18 protein-coding genes are annotated in these 16897 nt (G+C 62.7%); 4 read left to right on the top strand and 14 right to left on the bottom strand.

Translation table 11 applies throughout. From position 1 onward, the window contains the following. The first annotated feature begins 85 nt into the window (after positions 1 to 85). Positions 86 to 685 (top strand): FMN-dependent NADH-azoreductase, encoded by a 600-nt coding sequence (locus BWP39_RS18980; protein WP_096722952.1) that lies wholly within the window; start codon positions 86 to 88, stop codon positions 683 to 685. 172 nt (positions 686 to 857) lie between these two features. Here the strand turns inward: BWP39_RS18980 and BWP39_RS18985 are convergent, their stop codons facing one another. From BWP39_RS18985 to rpe, 8 genes are all read right to left on the bottom strand, one after another. Then, complete coding sequence (locus BWP39_RS18985) at positions 858 to 1682, bottom strand: uracil-DNA glycosylase (protein ID WP_096722954.1); 825 nt, start codon at positions 1680 to 1682, stop codon at positions 858 to 860. A gap of 62 nt (positions 1683 to 1744) precedes the next feature. Continuing rightward, a complete protein-coding gene (locus BWP39_RS18990; RefSeq protein ID WP_096722956.1) occupies positions 1745 to 2371 on the bottom strand; it encodes a CYTH domain-containing protein in 627 nt (208 codons plus the stop codon). Between the two features lie 38 nt (positions 2372 to 2409). After that, complete coding sequence (gene trpC / locus BWP39_RS18995; protein WP_096722958.1) at positions 2410 to 3195, bottom strand: indole-3-glycerol phosphate synthase TrpC; 786 nt, start codon at positions 3193 to 3195, stop codon at positions 2410 to 2412. An 18-nt stretch (positions 3196 to 3213) separates the two neighbouring features. Next, positions 3214 to 4245, bottom strand: coding sequence for an anthranilate phosphoribosyltransferase (trpD, locus tag BWP39_RS19000; protein ID WP_096723010.1), 1032 nt, complete (start codon positions 4243 to 4245; stop codon positions 3214 to 3216). Between the two features lie 17 nt (positions 4246 to 4262). Then, positions 4263 to 4859: an aminodeoxychorismate/anthranilate synthase component II gene (locus BWP39_RS19005; RefSeq protein ID WP_096722960.1), complete on the bottom strand. Its 597-nt coding sequence runs from the start codon at positions 4857 to 4859 to the stop codon at positions 4263 to 4265. Positions 4860 to 4872: 13 nt separating this feature from the next. Beyond that, on the bottom strand, positions 4873 to 6366 hold the full coding sequence (gene trpE / locus BWP39_RS19010) for an anthranilate synthase component I (RefSeq protein WP_096722962.1): 1494 nt from the start codon (positions 6364 to 6366) through the stop codon (positions 4873 to 4875). 398 nt (positions 6367 to 6764) lie between these two features. Continuing rightward, positions 6765 to 7493, bottom strand: coding sequence for a phosphoglycolate phosphatase (locus BWP39_RS19015; RefSeq protein ID WP_096722964.1), 729 nt, complete (start codon positions 7491 to 7493; stop codon positions 6765 to 6767). Further along, positions 7493 to 8176, bottom strand: coding sequence for a ribulose-phosphate 3-epimerase (gene rpe, locus BWP39_RS19020; RefSeq protein ID WP_096722966.1), 684 nt, complete (start codon positions 8174 to 8176; stop codon positions 7493 to 7495). The genes BWP39_RS19015 and rpe overlap by 1 nt, the downstream gene beginning before the upstream one ends. A gap of 218 nt (positions 8177 to 8394) precedes the next feature. On the opposite strand from rpe, the gene apaG reads away from it, so the two are divergent. Further along, positions 8395 to 8769: a Co2+/Mg2+ efflux protein ApaG gene (gene apaG / locus BWP39_RS19025; RefSeq protein ID WP_096722968.1), complete on the top strand. Its 375-nt coding sequence runs from the start codon at positions 8395 to 8397 to the stop codon at positions 8767 to 8769. Positions 8770 to 8814: 45 nt separating this feature from the next. Here apaG and BWP39_RS32505 read toward each other — a convergent pair whose 3' ends face one another. Next, entirely contained in the window at positions 8815 to 8949 is a 135-nt protein-coding gene (locus BWP39_RS32505) for a hypothetical protein (protein ID WP_268877175.1), read from the bottom strand. Between BWP39_RS32505 and mltA the strand changes: the two genes are divergently transcribed. Continuing rightward, entirely contained in the window at positions 8915 to 10099 is a 1185-nt protein-coding gene (gene mltA, locus BWP39_RS19030; protein WP_235851457.1) for a murein transglycosylase A, read from the top strand. The genes BWP39_RS32505 and mltA overlap by 35 nt on opposite strands. Positions 10100 to 10181: 82 nt before the next feature. Here mltA and paaK read toward each other — a convergent pair whose 3' ends face one another. From paaK to paaN, 5 genes are all read right to left on the bottom strand, one after another. Next, positions 10182 to 11486 carry a phenylacetate--CoA ligase PaaK gene (paaK, locus tag BWP39_RS19035; protein ID WP_096722970.1) on the bottom strand — a complete coding sequence of 435 codons (1305 nt, stop codon included), beginning with the start codon at positions 11484 to 11486 and terminating at the stop codon, positions 10182 to 10184. 61 nt (positions 11487 to 11547) lie between these two features. Then, positions 11548 to 12015 carry a hydroxyphenylacetyl-CoA thioesterase PaaI gene (gene paaI, locus BWP39_RS19040; RefSeq protein WP_096722972.1) on the bottom strand — a complete coding sequence of 156 codons (468 nt, stop codon included), beginning with the start codon at positions 12013 to 12015 and terminating at the stop codon, positions 11548 to 11550. A gap of 1 nt (position 12016) precedes the next feature. Further along, complete coding sequence (gene paaG / locus BWP39_RS19045) at positions 12017 to 12808, bottom strand: 2-(1,2-epoxy-1,2-dihydrophenyl)acetyl-CoA isomerase PaaG (RefSeq protein WP_096722974.1); 792 nt, start codon at positions 12806 to 12808, stop codon at positions 12017 to 12019. Between the two features lie 28 nt (positions 12809 to 12836). Further along, positions 12837 to 14039 carry a 3-oxoadipyl-CoA thiolase gene (pcaF, locus tag BWP39_RS19050; protein WP_096722976.1) on the bottom strand — a complete coding sequence of 401 codons (1203 nt, stop codon included), beginning with the start codon at positions 14037 to 14039 and terminating at the stop codon, positions 12837 to 12839. Between the two features lie 109 nt (positions 14040 to 14148). Further along, positions 14149 to 15840 carry a phenylacetic acid degradation protein PaaN gene (paaN, locus tag BWP39_RS19055; protein WP_096722978.1) on the bottom strand — a complete coding sequence of 564 codons (1692 nt, stop codon included), beginning with the start codon at positions 15838 to 15840 and terminating at the stop codon, positions 14149 to 14151. Between the two features lie 138 nt (positions 15841 to 15978). Here paaN and BWP39_RS19060 point away from each other — a divergent pair, with 138 nt between their 5' ends. Beyond that, positions 15979 to 16755, top strand: coding sequence for an enoyl-CoA hydratase (locus tag BWP39_RS19060; RefSeq protein ID WP_096722980.1), 777 nt, complete (start codon positions 15979 to 15981; stop codon positions 16753 to 16755). The last annotated feature ends 142 nt before the right edge of the window (positions 16756 to 16897 follow it).

Genomic DNA, 16897 nt, shown 5'->3' on the forward strand with positions numbered 1-16897 from the left:
GCTGCCGCGCTACTTTTTCGCGGCCTCGCAAAAAAACACAATGACTCCACTCGCGCAACGCTGCGCGCCCCAACTGGAGTCAACGATGACCACGATCCTTCAAATCAATTCGGCGGCCCGCTCGCAAGGCGCGCAGTCGACCCTGCTTGCCGATGAACTGACCGCCAAGCTGCAACAGTCGAACCCGGGCGCGCAAGTCGTCGTCCGCCAGCTGCACGCTGAACCGCTGCCCCATCTCGACGACGCGATCCTCGGAGCGTTCTTCACGCCGGCCGAACAACGCACCGCCGAGCAGCAAGCCATCTCCGCACGCAGCGAAGCGCTGATCGCTGAACTGCAAGCCGCCGACATCGTCGTGATCGCCGCGCCGATGTACAACTTCGGCATCTCGTCGCAACTGAAGACCTACTTCGACTTCATCGCCCGCGCCGGCATCACGTTCCGCTACGGCGCATCGGGTCCGGAAGGTCTGGTGAAGGGCAAGAAGGTATTTATCGTCGCGGCGCGCGGCGGCAAGTACGTTGGCACGCCCGGCGACACCCACACGCCGTACCTGAAGACGTTCCTCGGTTTCCTCGGTATGACCGACGTGGACTTCATCTATGCGGAAGGTCTGAACATGGGCCCGGACGCTGCTGCTGCCGCACTGGCCGGTGCACGCGAAGCGATCGCGACGGCTGCCTGATTCGCGTACTCGCTGTAGATGTTGCGCGGCACGGTGTGTGCCGCGATGTGCAGATGTAATGCACGGCAAAACGCCACGAAATCTTTTCGTGGCGTTTTTGTTTGAACCGGGTTGTTGGCGTTTGCTTCTTGCTGTTGAACGTTCAGTGCTCAGCGGGGCGCGAGAGCAAACCCTATGCAAGCGTTCGCGCGATCTCGGGCAGACGCCAGTCGATAGGCTTACGCCCCGTTTCGACGAGATACGCGTTAGCAAGCGCGAAATGTCCGCAGCCCAGAAAGCCACGATGTGCCGATAGCGGCGACGGATGCGGTGCTTCCAGCACTTTGTGCGAACGACCGCCGAGCAGCACACGTTTGGCCTGCGCATGCGCACCCCACAGCATGAACACGAGACCGTCATGACGCTGCGCAAGCTCATGAATCAGCATGTCGGTGCATTTTTCCCAGCCACGTTTCGCGTGACTCGCGGCGTTGTTGCGCTCGACGGTCAGCACGGTGTTCAGCAGTAGCACGCCTTGCTGTGCCCATGCATCGAGGCAACCGTGAGCGGGCGGCTCATGCCCGAGGCTGGCGGCGATTTCCTTGAAGATGTTCTTGAGCGACGGCGGCGGCCGCACGCCGGGTGGCACCGAAAACGCGAGCCCGTGCGCTTGCGGCGTGTCGCGATCTTCGCCGTGATACGGGTCCTGGCCGAGGATCACGACCTTGACCTCGTCGGGACTCGTCAGACGTAACGCGCGGAATACATCCGCCGGATAGACGGTCTTGCCGGCGGCGCGCTCTCCATCGACGAAACGGCACAGCGCCGTATAAGCCTCACTGCCGATAAACGGATCGAGCAGCGCGCGCCACGCGGGCGGCAGCGCGCCAAACTGCGCTTCGAGCGGCTGAACGCCGGTGGGAACAGGTACGGGTGCGGTAGTGGCTGGCTCGTCGGCAAACAGCGATGCCTGCGAAGCGTGCGACGCGCGGTCGCGTGAGCGGGAGGAAGAGGTCATGAGGCGCAAGTGTCGCAGCAAACTTGCGGCAGCTCAAGGCGAAGGCGAGCGGAGATCGTCGCCTAGCGTTCCCGCAGATGGTATCCGCGCTGCGCCTTGCTGATGTCGTCGGGTGCGAGGCCGGGAATATGAGCGCGAAGCTCGGCGGCGAGTGTATGCAGTGCGCTTTCGTCGCCGCGCTTCAATTCAAGTTCGATCTCGCACAACGGCGCACGGCGCGTTTCGCCGTTCACCTGGGCCACGACCTCGCCCTGATCGATCGCGGCTTCGATTGCCGCATCTGCGTGGTCGATGTGCCAGATCGTGCGCGTGAAGTCGGTGCGAAACAGTTCGACGAGTTCCGGTGCGGCCTGGCGCAGTGCCGCGGCGGAAGGTTCGTCGTCGCAGGCGCGCAGCAGCGCATCGATGTCGAGCGCTGGGCCGGCTACCGGCATTTCCCATTCGTGCCGGCTATGCAGGCCAGCCCGCGACGTGCCCGCCGTCTTGAACGTCTGCAGCCAGCCTTCCGGCGTATGGCGCAGACGCAGCGCACTTTTCGCGCGCGCAAGCGCGAGCGCAGGCGTGTCGAAATAGCGGTTCGCGAGCGGCACAATTTGTCCGGCTTGCCCCGTACGCGTGACAAACCACTGCGTCGCCGCGGCCGTCTGGTCAGCCGGCAACGCCAGTTTGATTTCGCGTTCAAGTCCCATGGTGCGTTACCGTGTGCTGTGTCCGTTCTATGCCGCGATCAGAAAAACATACGCGCGAGTTCCACACCCGGTTCGTCGGCGCGCATGAACGCTTCGCCGACGAGGAACGTATGCACGTCCATCGCACGCAACTGCTCGACGTCGGCACGCGACAGGATGCCCGATTCGGTGACAACGATACGGTCGTCCGGAACTGAATCGAGCATGCCGATCGTCGTTTCGATCGTGGTTTCGAACGTGCGCAGGTTGCGGTTGTTGATGCCGATCAGCGGTGTCTTTAGCGTCAGTGCCTCGGTCAGCTCGTCGCGGTCGTGGACTTCGACGAGCACCGCGAGTCCCAGCGAATGAGCAAACGCTTCGAGGTCCTGCATCTGCGGCGTATCGAGCACGGCCGCGATCAGCAGGATCGCGTCGGCACCCATCGCGCGGGCTTCGACGATCTGATACGGATCGATGATGAAATCCTTGCGCAGTACCGGCAGATCGCACGCGGCGCGCGCTTCTTCAAGGTAGGCGGTGCTGCCCTGAAAGAACTGCACGTCGGTCAGCACCGACAGGCAGGCTGCGCCATGCTTCGCATACGATCGCGCAATGTCGGCCGGCACGAAATGCTCGCGGATCACGCCTTTCGAGGGACTGGCCTTCTTCACTTCGGAGATCACTGCGGGCACGCCGGCCGCGTGCTTCGCGCGCAGTGCGCCGACGAAGTCGCGGTGATCGCGCGCTGACGCTTCGAGTCTGAGTTCTTCAAGCGGCGCGCTCTGCTGGGCGACGCGAACTTCCTGGCGCTTGACGTCGATGATGCGGTTGAGGATATCGCTCATGAGAGTTCCGTACAGAAGTTACTGCTTGAATTGCTGGGTGAAGCGAATCAGGTCGTCGACCTTGGCGCGCGCACGACCGCTTGCGATTGCCTCGCGCGCCAGCTCGATACCAGCCTCGATCGATTCGACGACATTCGCCGCATAGAGTGCGGTGCCCGAGTTGAGAACGACGATTTCGCGCGCGACGCCCGGTTTGTTGTCGAGCGCTTCGAGCAGCTTCACTTTCGATTCCTGCGCGTCGGTCACTTTCAGCGAGCGGTTCGACACCATCTGCATACCGAAGTCTTCCGGATGAATCTCGTACTCACGCACTTCGCCATCGCGCAACTCGCCGACCTGAGTCGCCGCGCCGAGCGATACCTCGTCCATGCCGTCCATCCCGTACACGACCAGCACGTGCTTTGCACCGAGCCGCTGCATCACGCGAACCTGAATCCCGACGAGGTCGGGGTGGAACACGCCCATCAACTGATTCGGTGCGCCGGCCGGGTTGGTCAACGGGCCGAGGATGTTGAAGATGGTGCGCACGCCGAGTTCGCGGCGCACCGGCGCGATGTTCTTCATCGCGGGATGATGGTTCGGCGCGAACATGAAGCCCATGCCCGTTTCGGCAATCGATGCTGCCACCTGGTCCGGTTGCAGATCGATGTTCACGCCGAGCGCTTCGAGTACGTCCGCGCTGCCCGACTTGCTCGACACGCCGCGGTTGCCGTGCTTTGCGACCTTCGCGCCCGCGGCGGCCGAGACGAACATCGTCGCCGTCGAAATGTTGAACGTATGCGCACCGTCGCCGCCGGTACCGACGATATCGACGAAGTTCGAGTTGTCCTGCACCTCGACGTGCCGGGCAAATTCACGCATCACCGTGGCGGCCGCGGTGATTTCGCCGATGGTCTCTTTTTTGACGCGCAGCCCGGTGATGATCGCCGCCGACATCACCGGCGACATATCGCCGCGCATGATGAGGCGCATCAGATGCAGCATTTCGTCGTGGAAGATCTCGCGATGTTCGATCGTGCGCTGCAATGCTTCCTGCGGAGTAATCGTCATGGTGTCGCTCTCGATCGTCATGCGTGATGCTGCTGCTGGCTGGCCAGCTTCGACTGCTTGACGAAATTCTCGAGCAGCGCGTGACCGTGTTCGGACAGGATCGACTCCGGATGGAACTGCACGCCTTCGACGGCGAGTTCCTTGTGACGCACACCCATGATCTCGCCGTCTTCGGTCCACGCCGAGACTTCGAGGCAATCGGGCAGCGACTCGCGTTCGATCGCGAGCGAGTGATAGCGGGTGACGATGAAGTGCTTGGGCAGATCGGCAAACACGCCGCGGCCGTCGGTTTCGATCTGGCTCACCTTGCCGTGCATGATGGTCTGCGCACGCACGACGCGACCGCCGAACGCTTCGCCGATGGCCTGGTGGCCGAGGCACACACCCAGAATTGGCAGTTTGCCGGAGAACTCGCGCAGCACGTCGAGCGTAATGCCCGCATGTTGCGGATTGCTCGGTCCCGGCGACAGACAGATGCGCGACGGCGCGAGCTTCGCGATGTCGTCGAGCGTGATTTCGTCATTGCGATAGGTCCGCACGTCTTCGCCGAGTTCGCCGAAGTACTGGACCAGGTTATAGGTGAACGAATCATAGTTGTCGATCATCAGCAGCATGGTCTGTCTCCGGTCAGAAGTCGCTATCGAGGCCGTCTTGCACCTGCTCGGCTGCGCGCAGCACCGCGCGCGCCTTGTTCTCGGTCTCCTGCCATTCGGACTCGGGCACCGAATCCGCGACGACGCCCGCCGCGGCCTGCACATATAGATTGCCGTTGTGAATCACGCCAGTGCGGATCGTGATGGCCAGATCCATTTCGCCGGTGAACGACAGGTAGCCGACCGCACCGCCGTACAGGCCACGCTTCACGGGTTCGAGTTCATCGATCAGTTCCATCGCGCGGACCTTCGGCGCACCCGACAACGTGCCGGCCGGAAAGGTGGCGCGCAGCACGTCGAAGTTCGTCATGCCGGGCTTCAGCTTGCCTTCCACCGAGCTGACGATGTGCTGCACATGCGAATACTTTTCGATCACCATCTTGTCGGTCACCGCGACCGAGCCGATCTCCGCGATGCGGCCGACGTCGTTGCGCGCGAGGTCGATCAGCATCACGTGTTCGGCGATTTCTTTCGGGTCGTTCAGCAGTTCGGTGGCGAGTTCGGCGTCGCGTTCCGGCGTGTTGCCGCGCGGCCGCGTACCGGCGAGCGGACGGATCGTCACGATACGATCCTCGCCGCGCTTTTCCTGGCGCACGAGAATTTCCGGCGATGCGCCGACCACATGGAAGTCGCCGAAGTTGTAGTAGTACATGTACGGCGATGGGTTCAGCGAGCGCAGCGCGCGATACAGCGACAGCGGATTGTCGCGATACGGCTTGGTGAGCCGCTGACCGACCTGGACCTGCATCAGTTCACCGGCCGCGATGTATTCCTTCGCCTTGCGCACGGCGGCGAGGTAATCGTCTTTGGCGAACTCGCGGTAGATGTCGGTGCGCACGCTCGCCGACGTTACCGGCGGCTGGACGGTGGTACGCAGACGCTGGCGCAGTTCGCGCAGGCGCTGTTTCGCGCGGGCATAGGCTTCAGGAGTAGACGGATCGGCGTAGATGACGAGGTAGAGCTTGCCCGCGAGATTATCGATGACCGCGACTTCTTCGGTCAGGAGCAACTGGATGTCGGGCAGGTTGAGATCGTCGGGCGGGGCAGTGTGAGCGAGCTTCTTCTCGATGTAGCGGACGGCGTCGTAGCCGAAGTATCCGGCAAGACCGCCCGCGAAACGCGGCAAACCCGGTCGTAGCGCAACCTTGAAGCGTTTCTGGAACTGCTGGATGAACTCGAGCGGATCGCCTTCATGTGTTTCGACGACCTTGCCGTCCCGCACCACTTCCGACACACCGTTGCGGGTGCGCAGCAGCGTGCGCGCCGGCAAGCCGATGAACGAATAACGGCCGAACCGTTCGCCGCCCACCACCGATTCGAGCAGAAACGAATTCGCGCCGTTGCGCTCGGGTTGCGCGAGCTTCAGATACAGCGACAGTGGCGTTTCCAGATCGGCGAGCGCCTCGGCGATCATCGGGATGCGGTTGTAGCCCTCGTTGGCGAGGGACTGGAATTCGAGTTCGGTCATGTTCCGATCCTGTTCATGCGTTCGGCGGCCTGGATGCGCCGGACAATGCGGGGTATTGCGCTGCTGCCTGGTCGTGCCGCCGACGGTGTGTGGCCGGGGTTTGCTGGGACGACCTGTGCGAGCTTGACCGGAGGTTGACCGCTACGCGCGCATCGTCCGGTTAGCTGCCGTACATCGTGTTACATCGTGTACATGGCGGCAATCGAAACGGTACAGCGAAGCCAGCAGCGGAAAACCAGGGAAAGCGCGCGAGCGCAGCGAAGTAAAAAACGGTGCCGAAGCGAAGCTTCAGCATACCTCAGCGAGGTATCAGCGCGACCAGCGACGCCAGGGCCATGCTCCCCGGTCGATGCTGCTCAGACTCCGTTTTTTATTCAGAAACATGAGGAAGGACTTTATTAAGCCGGTGGGTTGTGTGCCGCGATCGCCTTGGCGGCATCGAGCAGCGAGGCAACTATACCATCCGATTTTATCGTTTGTATAGCCTGGCCATGATTGTAGCCGTAGGGGACGGTGAGGGTCGCTGTGCCCGCCGCACGGCCCGCCAGCGCGTCGTTTTCCGAGTCACCGATGGCAACCGTCGCTTGCGGCGCGACGTCTAGCGTGGCGCACGCATGCAGGATCGGCAGCGGATCGGGTTTCTTTTTCGGCAGGCTGTCGCCGCCCAGCACGAGAGTGAAGTAGTCGAGCAATCCGTACTGTGTGAGCAGTTCGACGGCGAAGCGGTGCGGCTTGTTCGTCACGCAGGCGAGCTTGAGACCCGCGGCGCGCATCGCGATCAGACCGGCTTCGACGTCCGGATAAAGACGGGTATGGCGACCGTTGATCTTCGCGTATTCGGTCTGATAAATCGCGAGTGCGTTGTCGAAGTGCGCCTGCGCGCGATCTTCGCCGAGGCGCGACACGAGCACGGTGCGAACCAGATGCTCCGAGCCTTTGCCGATATAGCCCATGACTTCGCTACGCGAGATCGGCGCCGCGTCGAGTTGCGCGAGCATGCCGTTCAGGCCGGCGGTGAAATCGTCGACGGTATCGATCATCGTGCCGTCGAGGTCGACGATCGCGGCCTGCAGGCGCGGCCCGGTGAAAACCGGCGCGGCATACGGATGTGCTTCGTCTATCGTCATCAATGCGCGACCTTGGCGAGCTCGCTGCGCATCTGGTCGATCACAGCCTTGTAGTCTGGCTTGCCAAATATGGCTGATCCGGCGACGAACGTGTCCGCCCCCGCCGCGGCAATCTCCGCGATGTTGTCGATTTTTACGCCGCCATCCACTTCGAGAAGAATTTCGCGGCCGGTCTTTTCTTTGTACGCATCGATGCGCGCACGCGCTTCGCGCAATTTGTTGAGCGCTTCGGGAATGAACGACTGTCCGCCAAACCCCGGATTCACCGACATGATCAGCACGAGATCCACCTTGTCCATCACATGATCGAGGTAACTGAGCGACGTGGCCGGGTTGAACACGAGCCCCGACTTGCAGCCGTGATCGTGGATTAGCGACAGGGTACGGTCGATGTGATCGGAGCCTTCAGGGTGAAAGCTGATCCTGTTTGCACCGGCTTTCGCGAAATCCGGCACGATCCGGTCGACCGGACGCACCATCAGATGCACATCGATCGGCACCTGAACGTGCGGGCGCAGCGCCTCACAGACGAGCGGTCCGATCGTCAGGTTCGGCACGTAATGGTTGTCCATGACGTCGAAATGGATCCAGTCGGCGCCGGCGGCGACGACGTTGCGAACTTCTTCGCCGAGCCGCGAGAAATCGGCGGACAGGATGCTGGGAGCGATGCGGAATTGCGTCATGGCGAGGAGAGATCGACGGAAAACGGCTATTTTACCGGTTCGCGGGCAACCCGGCCTTGTGCGGGGCGGGACAGTCTGGTTGCGGGCCTGCGCGGCATCAAGCAGAATGCCAACCCATGAACGAGGTTCCCGCCGACGCGTCGCAAAGCACTGGCGTACGGGCTTCGCGAGGACTTTAACCACACACCATTACCAGACCGGAAGCGGGCGGAATCAGGATGAGTCAGTACGAATTCAACGTGTCGTCGCAGGTGCAGTATCTGCCCGAGGAATCGGACCCGGAGCATCGCCAGTATGCGTTTGCCTATACGCTGACCATCCGCAACAGCGGGCAGGTACCCGCGCAACTGATCGCTCGCCACTGGGTGATCACGGACAGCGAAGAGCGTGTGCAGGAAGTAAAAGGGCTCGGTGTGGTGGGGCATCAGCCGCTGCTCAAACCCGGCGAGCAATTCGAATATACGAGCTGGGCGGTGATCGCGACACCCGTGGGTACGATGCGCGGCGAGTACTTTTGCGTCGCCGAAGACGGAGAGCGCTTCGACGCGCCGGTGCCCGAGTTCATTCTGCGCATGCCGCGCACGCTGCATTGAACGTCGCGGCGCGTTCAGGGTCTGCTAACAGGTTTGCAGCAGGTCCTAACGCGGCTTGTTGCGCGACGTCTTCTTCTTTCCGGACGCGGTCCAGACCACGATGAAAATCAGCAGCGAGAGCGCCAGAAGTGATTCCAGCGCGAATATGAGCATCGGGTATTCGTCGAGTAGTTCAGACATGGCGGTTTCCATCAAGAGCGAACATTGTATGCGTTTTGTCCGGCGCGCCGTAGCGTGGGCCGGTGCTGTTTCGATGGCAGTCCTGCTTGCTGCGTGCGGTAGTGCGCCGGTGCGGCGCCCGGTGTCGCCGCCCACCGGGGCTGCGATCATTCCGGGGCAGATTGCGCCCGCGCGTCTCACGGCGGTCACGTGGCAGCAGGTGCCGGGCTGGAGCGACGATTCGCTGATCGGTGCGACCGCAGCGCTGCGGCAGAACTGCGTGCGGCTGGCCCGTATGGAAAACTGGCAGCGCGCCTGCGCAGCGGCGGCGCAGATCGACGATCTCGATGTATCCGGTGCGCGGACGTTTTTTGAAGCCTATTTCGCACCATTTCAGCTCGCGAACAACGACGGCACGCTCGATGGTCTCGTGACCGGTTATTACGAGCCGCTGCTGCGTGGTTCGCGTACGCGTCACGGTATCTATCAGACTGCGCTGTACCGCTGGCCTGCCGGCTATCGTGCAGGGTCTGAATTGCCGACGCGCGCGCAACTCGAACGCGCCGGCGTGCTGAACGGCAACGAACTCGTGTGGGTCGACGATCCAATCGAGGCGTTCTTCCTGCAGGTCCAGGGATCGGGCCGCGTCGTGATGGAAGACGGTAGCGTGATGCGTGTGGGCTTCGGCGGGACGAACAATCAGCCGTACCGGTCGATTGGCCGCTGGCTGCTCGATCGCGGCGAAGTCACGCCTGCCCAGGCGACGATGCAGGGCATCAAGGCGTGGGCGCGCGCGAATCCTGGGCGAGTCGATGCGTTGCTCGATACGAATCCGCGCTTCGTGTTCTTTCGCGAGATGCCGAACTCGGAACCGGCACCAGGCGGCGGCGCGGATGGTCCGATCGGTGCGCTGGGCGTGCCGCTCACACCTGAGCGGTCGATCGCCGTCGATCCATCCTCGATCCCGCTCGGCACACCGGTCTTCCTGCAGACCACACGTCCGCTCACCAACCAGCCGATGAACCGTCTCGTGTTCGCACAGGACACCGGCAGCGCGATCAAGGGCGGCGTACGTGCCGACTACTTCTGGGGGCTCGGCGACGATGCCGGCGATCTGGCTGGCAAGATGAAGCAGGCTGGCCGGATGTGGTTGTTGCTGCCGAGGTCGTAATACGTAGATGCGCAGATGCGCAGATGCGCAGCTTCGTGGTCTGATACCACGAAGCTGCATTTTCCTGCTGTCCTTCTTTCGCTCAGGCGCCCGCCTGGCGCCTGTCGATCACCCGCCGCGCCTTACCCACCGACCGCTCGATACCATTCACCGCCAGCACGTTGACCACCGCACTCACGCCAATCAGCGCCTTGATGTCGTAGGTCAGCGCCTGTTTTGCTGCATGGAGCGCAGTCGTGTCGGGTGCCGATTCGGGGCAGGGCTCGACGTTCAGCGTCAGCACGTCGAGCGGGCCTTCCTTCGTCAGCACGATCTGATAGTGCGGCGCGAGCGCGTGCTGCTTGAGCAGCAGTTCCTCGATCTGCGTCGGGAAGACGTTCACGCCGCGCACGATCATCATGTCGTCCGAGCGGCCAGTGATCTTTTCCATCCGCCGCATCGTGCGTGCTGTGCCGGGCAACAGACGCGTGAGATCGCGGGTGCGGTAGCGGACGATAGGCAGCGCTTCTTTGGTTAGCGACGTGAATACGAGTTCGCCCAGTTCGCCGTCGGGCAATACTTCGCCGGTGACGGGGTCGATCACTTCAGGATAGAAGTGGTCTTCCCAGATGGTCGGACCGTCTTTGGTTTCCACGCATTCCGACGCGACGCCCGGGCCGATCACTTCCGACAGACCGTAGATGTCGACCGCATCGATACCCATGCGTTGCTCGATCGCGCGGCGCATGTCGTTGGTCCACGGCTCCGCACCGAAGATGCCGATGCGCAGCGAGCACGCAGCGGGGTCGATGCCTTGCCGCTCGAGTTCGTCGGCGATCGAGAGCATGTAACTCGGCGTCACCATGATGATGTCCGGCCGGAAATCCTGGATCAGCTGGACCTGTTTTTCGGTCTGGCCGCCACCGAACGGAATGACAGTGAGACCCGCGCGCTCTGCGCCGTAGTGTGCACCGAGTCCGCCGGTGAAGAGGCCATAGCCGTAGCTGATGTGCACCTTGTCGCCGGCCCGCGCGCCGGCCGCGCGGATCGATCGTGCGACGAGATTCGCCCATGTGTCGATATCGCGGCTCGTGTAGCCGACCACGGTCGGTTTGCCGGTCGTACCCGACGAAGCGTGGATTCGTGAAACCTGCTGTTGAGGCACCGCGAACATACCGAACGGGTAGTTGTCGCGCAGGTCCTGCTTCGTCGTGAACGGGAAGCGCGACAGGTCGGCGAGCGTGCGTAGCTCAGCCGGATGAACGCCGGCGTCATCGAACTTGCGGCGGTACACCGGCGAATTCTCATACGCGTGTGTGAGCGACCATTTCAATCGTTCGAGCTGCAGTGCAGCGAGTTCGTCGCGGCTCGCTGTTTCGATCGGGTCGAGCGGGAGCGAGGTGGTCATCGAAGGTCTCCTTGTCTTCTTCAGAATAGATGCGCGCGCGGGCAATTGACGCTGGTACGGGCTAGCCGGCCGCCGGCGGAATCACGCTGCCGCGAATCTGTGCCGATTTGCCGCGGAACATCGCGACGGTCTCGCCGGTTTGATTGGTCACACGAATATCGTAGATGCCGGTGCGTCCGCTCAAGGTCTGCTCGACGGCTTCGGCAGTCAGCACGTCGCCGCCGGGCACCGGGCGCAGAAACTCGATCGAGCATCCGGATGCCACGGTGTTCACGTTGTACGAGTTGCACGCGAAAGCGAAGGTCGAATCGGCGAGCGTGAAGATCAGGCCGCCGTGACAGATTTCGTGGCCGTTCAGGAAGTCGTCACGCACTGTCATCCGCATGCGGGCGTAGCCCGGGCGCACGTCGAGTAGCTCGAATCCGAGTGCTTTGCTGCAGCGGTCGGCGGCGTACATGCTTTGCGCGGTGGCGCGGGCGAGCTCGTCGGGCGTCATGGCGGACGGGTCTACTTGAGTTTGTGTCGACATGTCAGCGTCCTTCGAAGCGCGGCGCGCGTTTTTCGATGAACGCCTGCACACCTTCGGCGTAATCGTGCGAGTTACCGAGTTCGCGTTGCAGATCGCGCTCGAGGTCGAGTTGCTGGCTGAGCGTGTGCGTCTGGCCTGCGCGCATCGCGTGCTTGATTGCCGCAATCGCGCGCGTGGGTTGCTGTGCGAGCTGTGTAGCCAGCTGGGTTGCGGTTGCGGAAAGCTCGGTGTCATCGACGACGCGCCACACCAACCCCCAGCTTTCGGCCTTCTCCGCGCTGAGCTTTTCGCCGGTGAGGGCGAGTCCCAGCGCGCGCGCCATCCCGATGCGTTGCGGCAGGAACCACGTGCCGCCCGAGTCGGGCACGAGGCCGATCTTCACGAACGCCTGGATAAAACTCGCCGAGCGGGCCGCGACGACGAGATCGCAAGCGAGCGCGAGATTCGCGCCCGCCCCGGCCGCGGTGCCGTTGACGGCGGCGATCACGGGTAACGGGAGTGCTTGCAGCCGACGGATCAGCGGGTTGAAGTGCGTGTCAATCAGATCGCCGAGATCGGTCATCGCACCAGGCGTGAAGTCCAGATCCGCGAGATCCTGGCCGGCACAGAAACCGCGGCCCGCGCCGGTGAGTACCAATGCACGGACGCCTGCGGCTTCGATCTGACCGAGCGCCGCGGAGAGTTCGCCGTGCATCGTGCGCGTAAAGCTGTTGAGCTTGTCCGGACGGTTGAGCGTGATGGTCGCGACATGGCTCGCAGCATCGATTGCGACTTTGATCGTTTCATCTGACATGGGTGTCTCCTCCTGTGCAGGCGCGGCGCTAGACGCGTTCGATCGCGAGCGCAATGCCCTGACCGACGCCGATGCACATTGTGCACAACGCAAAGCGACCGCCGCTGCGCTCCAGTTGATACAACGCCGTTGTAATGAGTCGTGCGCCCGATGCGCCGAGCGGATGTCCGAGCGCGATGGCGCCGCCATTCGGGTTGACGCGCGGATCGTCGTCGCGCAACCCGAGTGTGCGCAATACGGCAAGCCCTTGCGATGCAAACGCTTCGTTCAGTTCGATCACGTCGAATTGCTCGAGCGACATACCGAGCTGCTTCAGCAACTTCTGCGTGGCGGGTGCGGGCCCGATTCCCATGATGCGCGGCTCGACACCCGCGGTTGCCATGCCGATCACGCGGGCGCGGCGCCGCAGGCCGTATTGATCCGCGGCTGCCTGGTTGGCGAGTAGCAGCGCGCACGCACCGTCGTTTACACCCGATGCGTTGCCTGCAGTCACCGTGCCGTCGGCGCGCACGACACCTTTGAGTTTGCCGAGTGCTTCGAGCGAGGTTTCGCGCGGATGCTCGTCAAGCGTCACCCGCAATGCGTCGCCCTTTTTCTGGGCGATTTCGACAGCGACGATTTCCTCGGCAAGCGTGCCGTCGCGTTGCGCACGTGCTGCTTTCTGCTGGCTTTGCAACGCGAACGCGTCCTGATCGGCACGCGCGATGCCGAATTCGACGGCGACGTTTTCCGCCGTTTCCGGCATTGAGTCCACGCCGTAATCGCGCTTCATCAACGCATTGATGAAGCGCCAGCCGATGGTCGTGTCGTAAATGTCGGTTTGACGCGAGAACGCGCTCGCCGCTTTACCCATGACGAACGGCGCGCGCGTCATGCTTTCTACGCCGCCTGCGATCATCAATCTGGCTTCGCCTGCCTTGATTGCGCGCGCCGCGGTGCCGACTGCGTCCATGCCGGAACCGCACAGCCGGTTAATCGTTGCGCCGGGTGCATCGACGGGCAGGCCGGCGAGCAGTGCCGCCATACGCGCGACATTGCGGTTGTCTTCGCCGGCCTGATTCGCGCAGCCATAGATCACGTCGTCGAGCGCGCGCCAGTCGACGCCGGGGTTACGCTCGATCAGTGCCTTGATCGGTACCGCGCCGAGATCGTCGGCGCGAACGTCTTTCAGGGCGCCGCCATAGCGGCCGAATGGAGTGCGGATTGCGTCGCAGATGAAAGCATCGGTCATGTCGGGTTCCTGCAGGGTGTGACCGGTACGGACCGGTCACTTGGGCTCATCTTATTCGGAGGTCGGTGCGGATTCGACTCGACCAGACGGCATAGACCGTCCGGCCGACTTACGCGGGCACCGATCTCGGTTCAACATGCACACGACTCTGCACAACACGGAAGCGGCTCGCGACGAACGCCGCATCGGCGAGCGCCGCGTTGGCTGCCGGGTTGGCGCCGGTGCCGTGAAAGTCTGAGAACGCTGCCGACTGGTTGACGAATACGCCGCCCGTCAGATTGATCGATAGTGCGACACCGCCTTGAATCGAAGCTTCGTGTGCAGCTTCGACCACAGCGTTGTCGGTGCTGTAGACCGACAGCGTCAGTGCGCCGTGCTCTGCAGCGATTGAGCCGGCGAGTTCCAGCGACTGCGCCGTGGAGTCGGTCGCGATGACGAACGAGATCGGGCCGAACCATTCGCGCGTGAACTGGTGGGCGTCGGTAGCGGCATCTAGTTTCAGCACGAGCGGCGTGCGCACGCGTGCACCGGCGAAAGCAGGATGGTCGATTGCCTGGCTGTCGACCAGGACGTGGCCGAGATGGCGTGCTTCGTCGATGCGTTGCACGACGCCTTCGTTCTGGATCGCGCCCAGCAGTTCGACTGCGCGCGCGGGATCGCCAACGAGTTTCTGGACGGCACCCGCCAGCGCTTCGGCGACCGCGTCGAATGTCAGCGAGCCTTCAGCGGTACGGATGCCGTCGCGGGGTACGTAGATATTTTGCGGAGCAGTGCACATCTGGCCGGAGTACAGCGCAAGCGAGAACGCGATGTTGCGGGCGACGGCCTTGATGTCATCGGCCGAGTCGATGACGATCTGGTTGACGCCGGCTTTCTCGGTGAAGACCTGTGCCTGATGCGCGTGACGTTCGAGCCAGGTGCCGTTCTGCGTGCTGCCGGTGAAATCGATCAGCTTGATTTCCGGGCGTTGTGCGAGGTCCTGGACGAGCGCGCCGTCGTTCGGTTCGGTTGCAAGGAGTGTGACGACGTTCGGATCGAAACCGGCTTCACGGAGTACGTCGCGGGCAATTCGCACTGTGATCGCAAGAGGCAGGATGGCACCTGGATGCGGCTTGACGATAACGGTGTTGCCGGTGGCGAGGTCCGCAAAAAGACCGGGGTAGCCGTTCCACGTGGGGAAAGTGCAGCAACCGAGTACGAGACCAGTGCCGCGCGGCACGATCGTGTAACGCTTCTGCATCGCGAGCGGCGGGTTCTTGCCTTGTGGTTTTTCCCAGTGCGCGTCAGCGGGGATGCGGCGCAACTGGTCCCACGCATAGACGACAGCTTCGAGGGCGCGGTCCTGAGCATGCGGGCCGCCGGCCTGGAAGGCCATCATGAACGCCTGGCCGGTGGTGTGCATGACGCTGTAGCCAATTTCGAAACTGGCCCGGTTCACGCGCGCGAGAATTTCGAGGCTCACGCCGATCCATGCCTGCGGGCCGGCGGTGCGCCATTCGCGTTGGGCTTTGGCGGCGGCGGCGATGAGGGCGTCGGGATCCGCCTTCGGATAGCGGATGCCGAGCGGGAAGCCGAACGGCGACGCTTCGGCGCCGACGGTTTCACCGGTACTGGGTTGGTCGAGTTCGAAGGTCGTATGAAGGTGGGCTTTGAACGCAGCCTCACCGTCAGCGCTTGCCGTTTCCCCGTACACTTTTGGGCTGGGCATTTCGGCAAACGGGCTCCAGTAGCCGCGCGTCTCGATAGCGGCAAGCGCCTTCTGGAGCGTGTCTTCGTGCTTCGTGAATAAGGAATGTGTCATGGAGAGGGGATGCCGAGCAGTAGTTGGGGAAACCTTACCGAATAATTAACCGACCGGTTGGTTGGTGAATGTTAGCATTATTGGTCCGGCTGCGCGAAATGTTTTCGCGCGCCTTCTACAACAAACCAAGGAGCGCAAATGGCATACGAAAACATTCTGGTCGAGACCCGTGGGCGGGTCGGTCTGATCACGCTGAACCGGCCGAAAGCACTGAATGCGCTGAATGACGCGCTGATGGACGAACTGGGCGTGGCGCTCAAGGCATTCGATGCCGACGATGACATCGGCGCGATCGTCGTGACCGGCAGCGAGAAGGCGTTCGCGGCGGGTGCCGACATCGGCATGATGGCCACCTACACCTATATGGACGTGTACAAGGGTGAGTACATCACCCGCAACTGGGAAACGGTGCGGACAATCCGCAAGCCGATCATTGCCGCAGTGGCGGGCTTTGCGCTCGGCGGCGGCTGCGAACTGGCGATGATGTGCGACATCATTTTCGCCGCCGATACTGCGAAGTTCGGGCAACCTGAGATCAAGCTCGGCGTTATGCCGGGAGCAGGCGGGACGCAACGGCTACCGCGTGCCGTTTCGAAGGCGAAGGCCATGGACATGTGTCTGACGGCGCGCTTCATGGATGCGACGGAAGCCGAGCGGGCAGGATTGGTGTCGCGTGTGGTTCCGGCGGCGTCGCTGATTGACGATGCGATTGCGGCCGCTGCGACGATTGCCGAATTTCCGCTGCCGGCAGTGATGATGGTGAAGGAGTCAGTGAACCGCGCCTATGAAACGACGCTGGCGGAAGGCGTAACTTTCGAGCGGCGCCTGTTCCACTCACTCTTCGCAACCGAGGATCAGAAAGAGGGAATGGCGGCGTTCGTTGAGAAGCGCAAAGCGGTCTTCAAGCATCGATAGAGGCGTGATCGAAAAAACGCTTGCGCGGCGGTGATGGTGTCGCTAGAATCTCGGTCTTTCGCGCTCCGGAGAAGGGGGGTGCGGGAGGCGGGAGAGCCAGTACTGGCGGGGATTTGCGGCGGGGCAGGCGGGTGAGGAAGTT

The sequence above is a fragment of the Paraburkholderia acidicola genome, from assembly GCF_002362315.1.
Classification (GTDB): domain Bacteria; phylum Pseudomonadota; class Gammaproteobacteria; order Burkholderiales; family Burkholderiaceae; genus Paraburkholderia; species Paraburkholderia acidicola.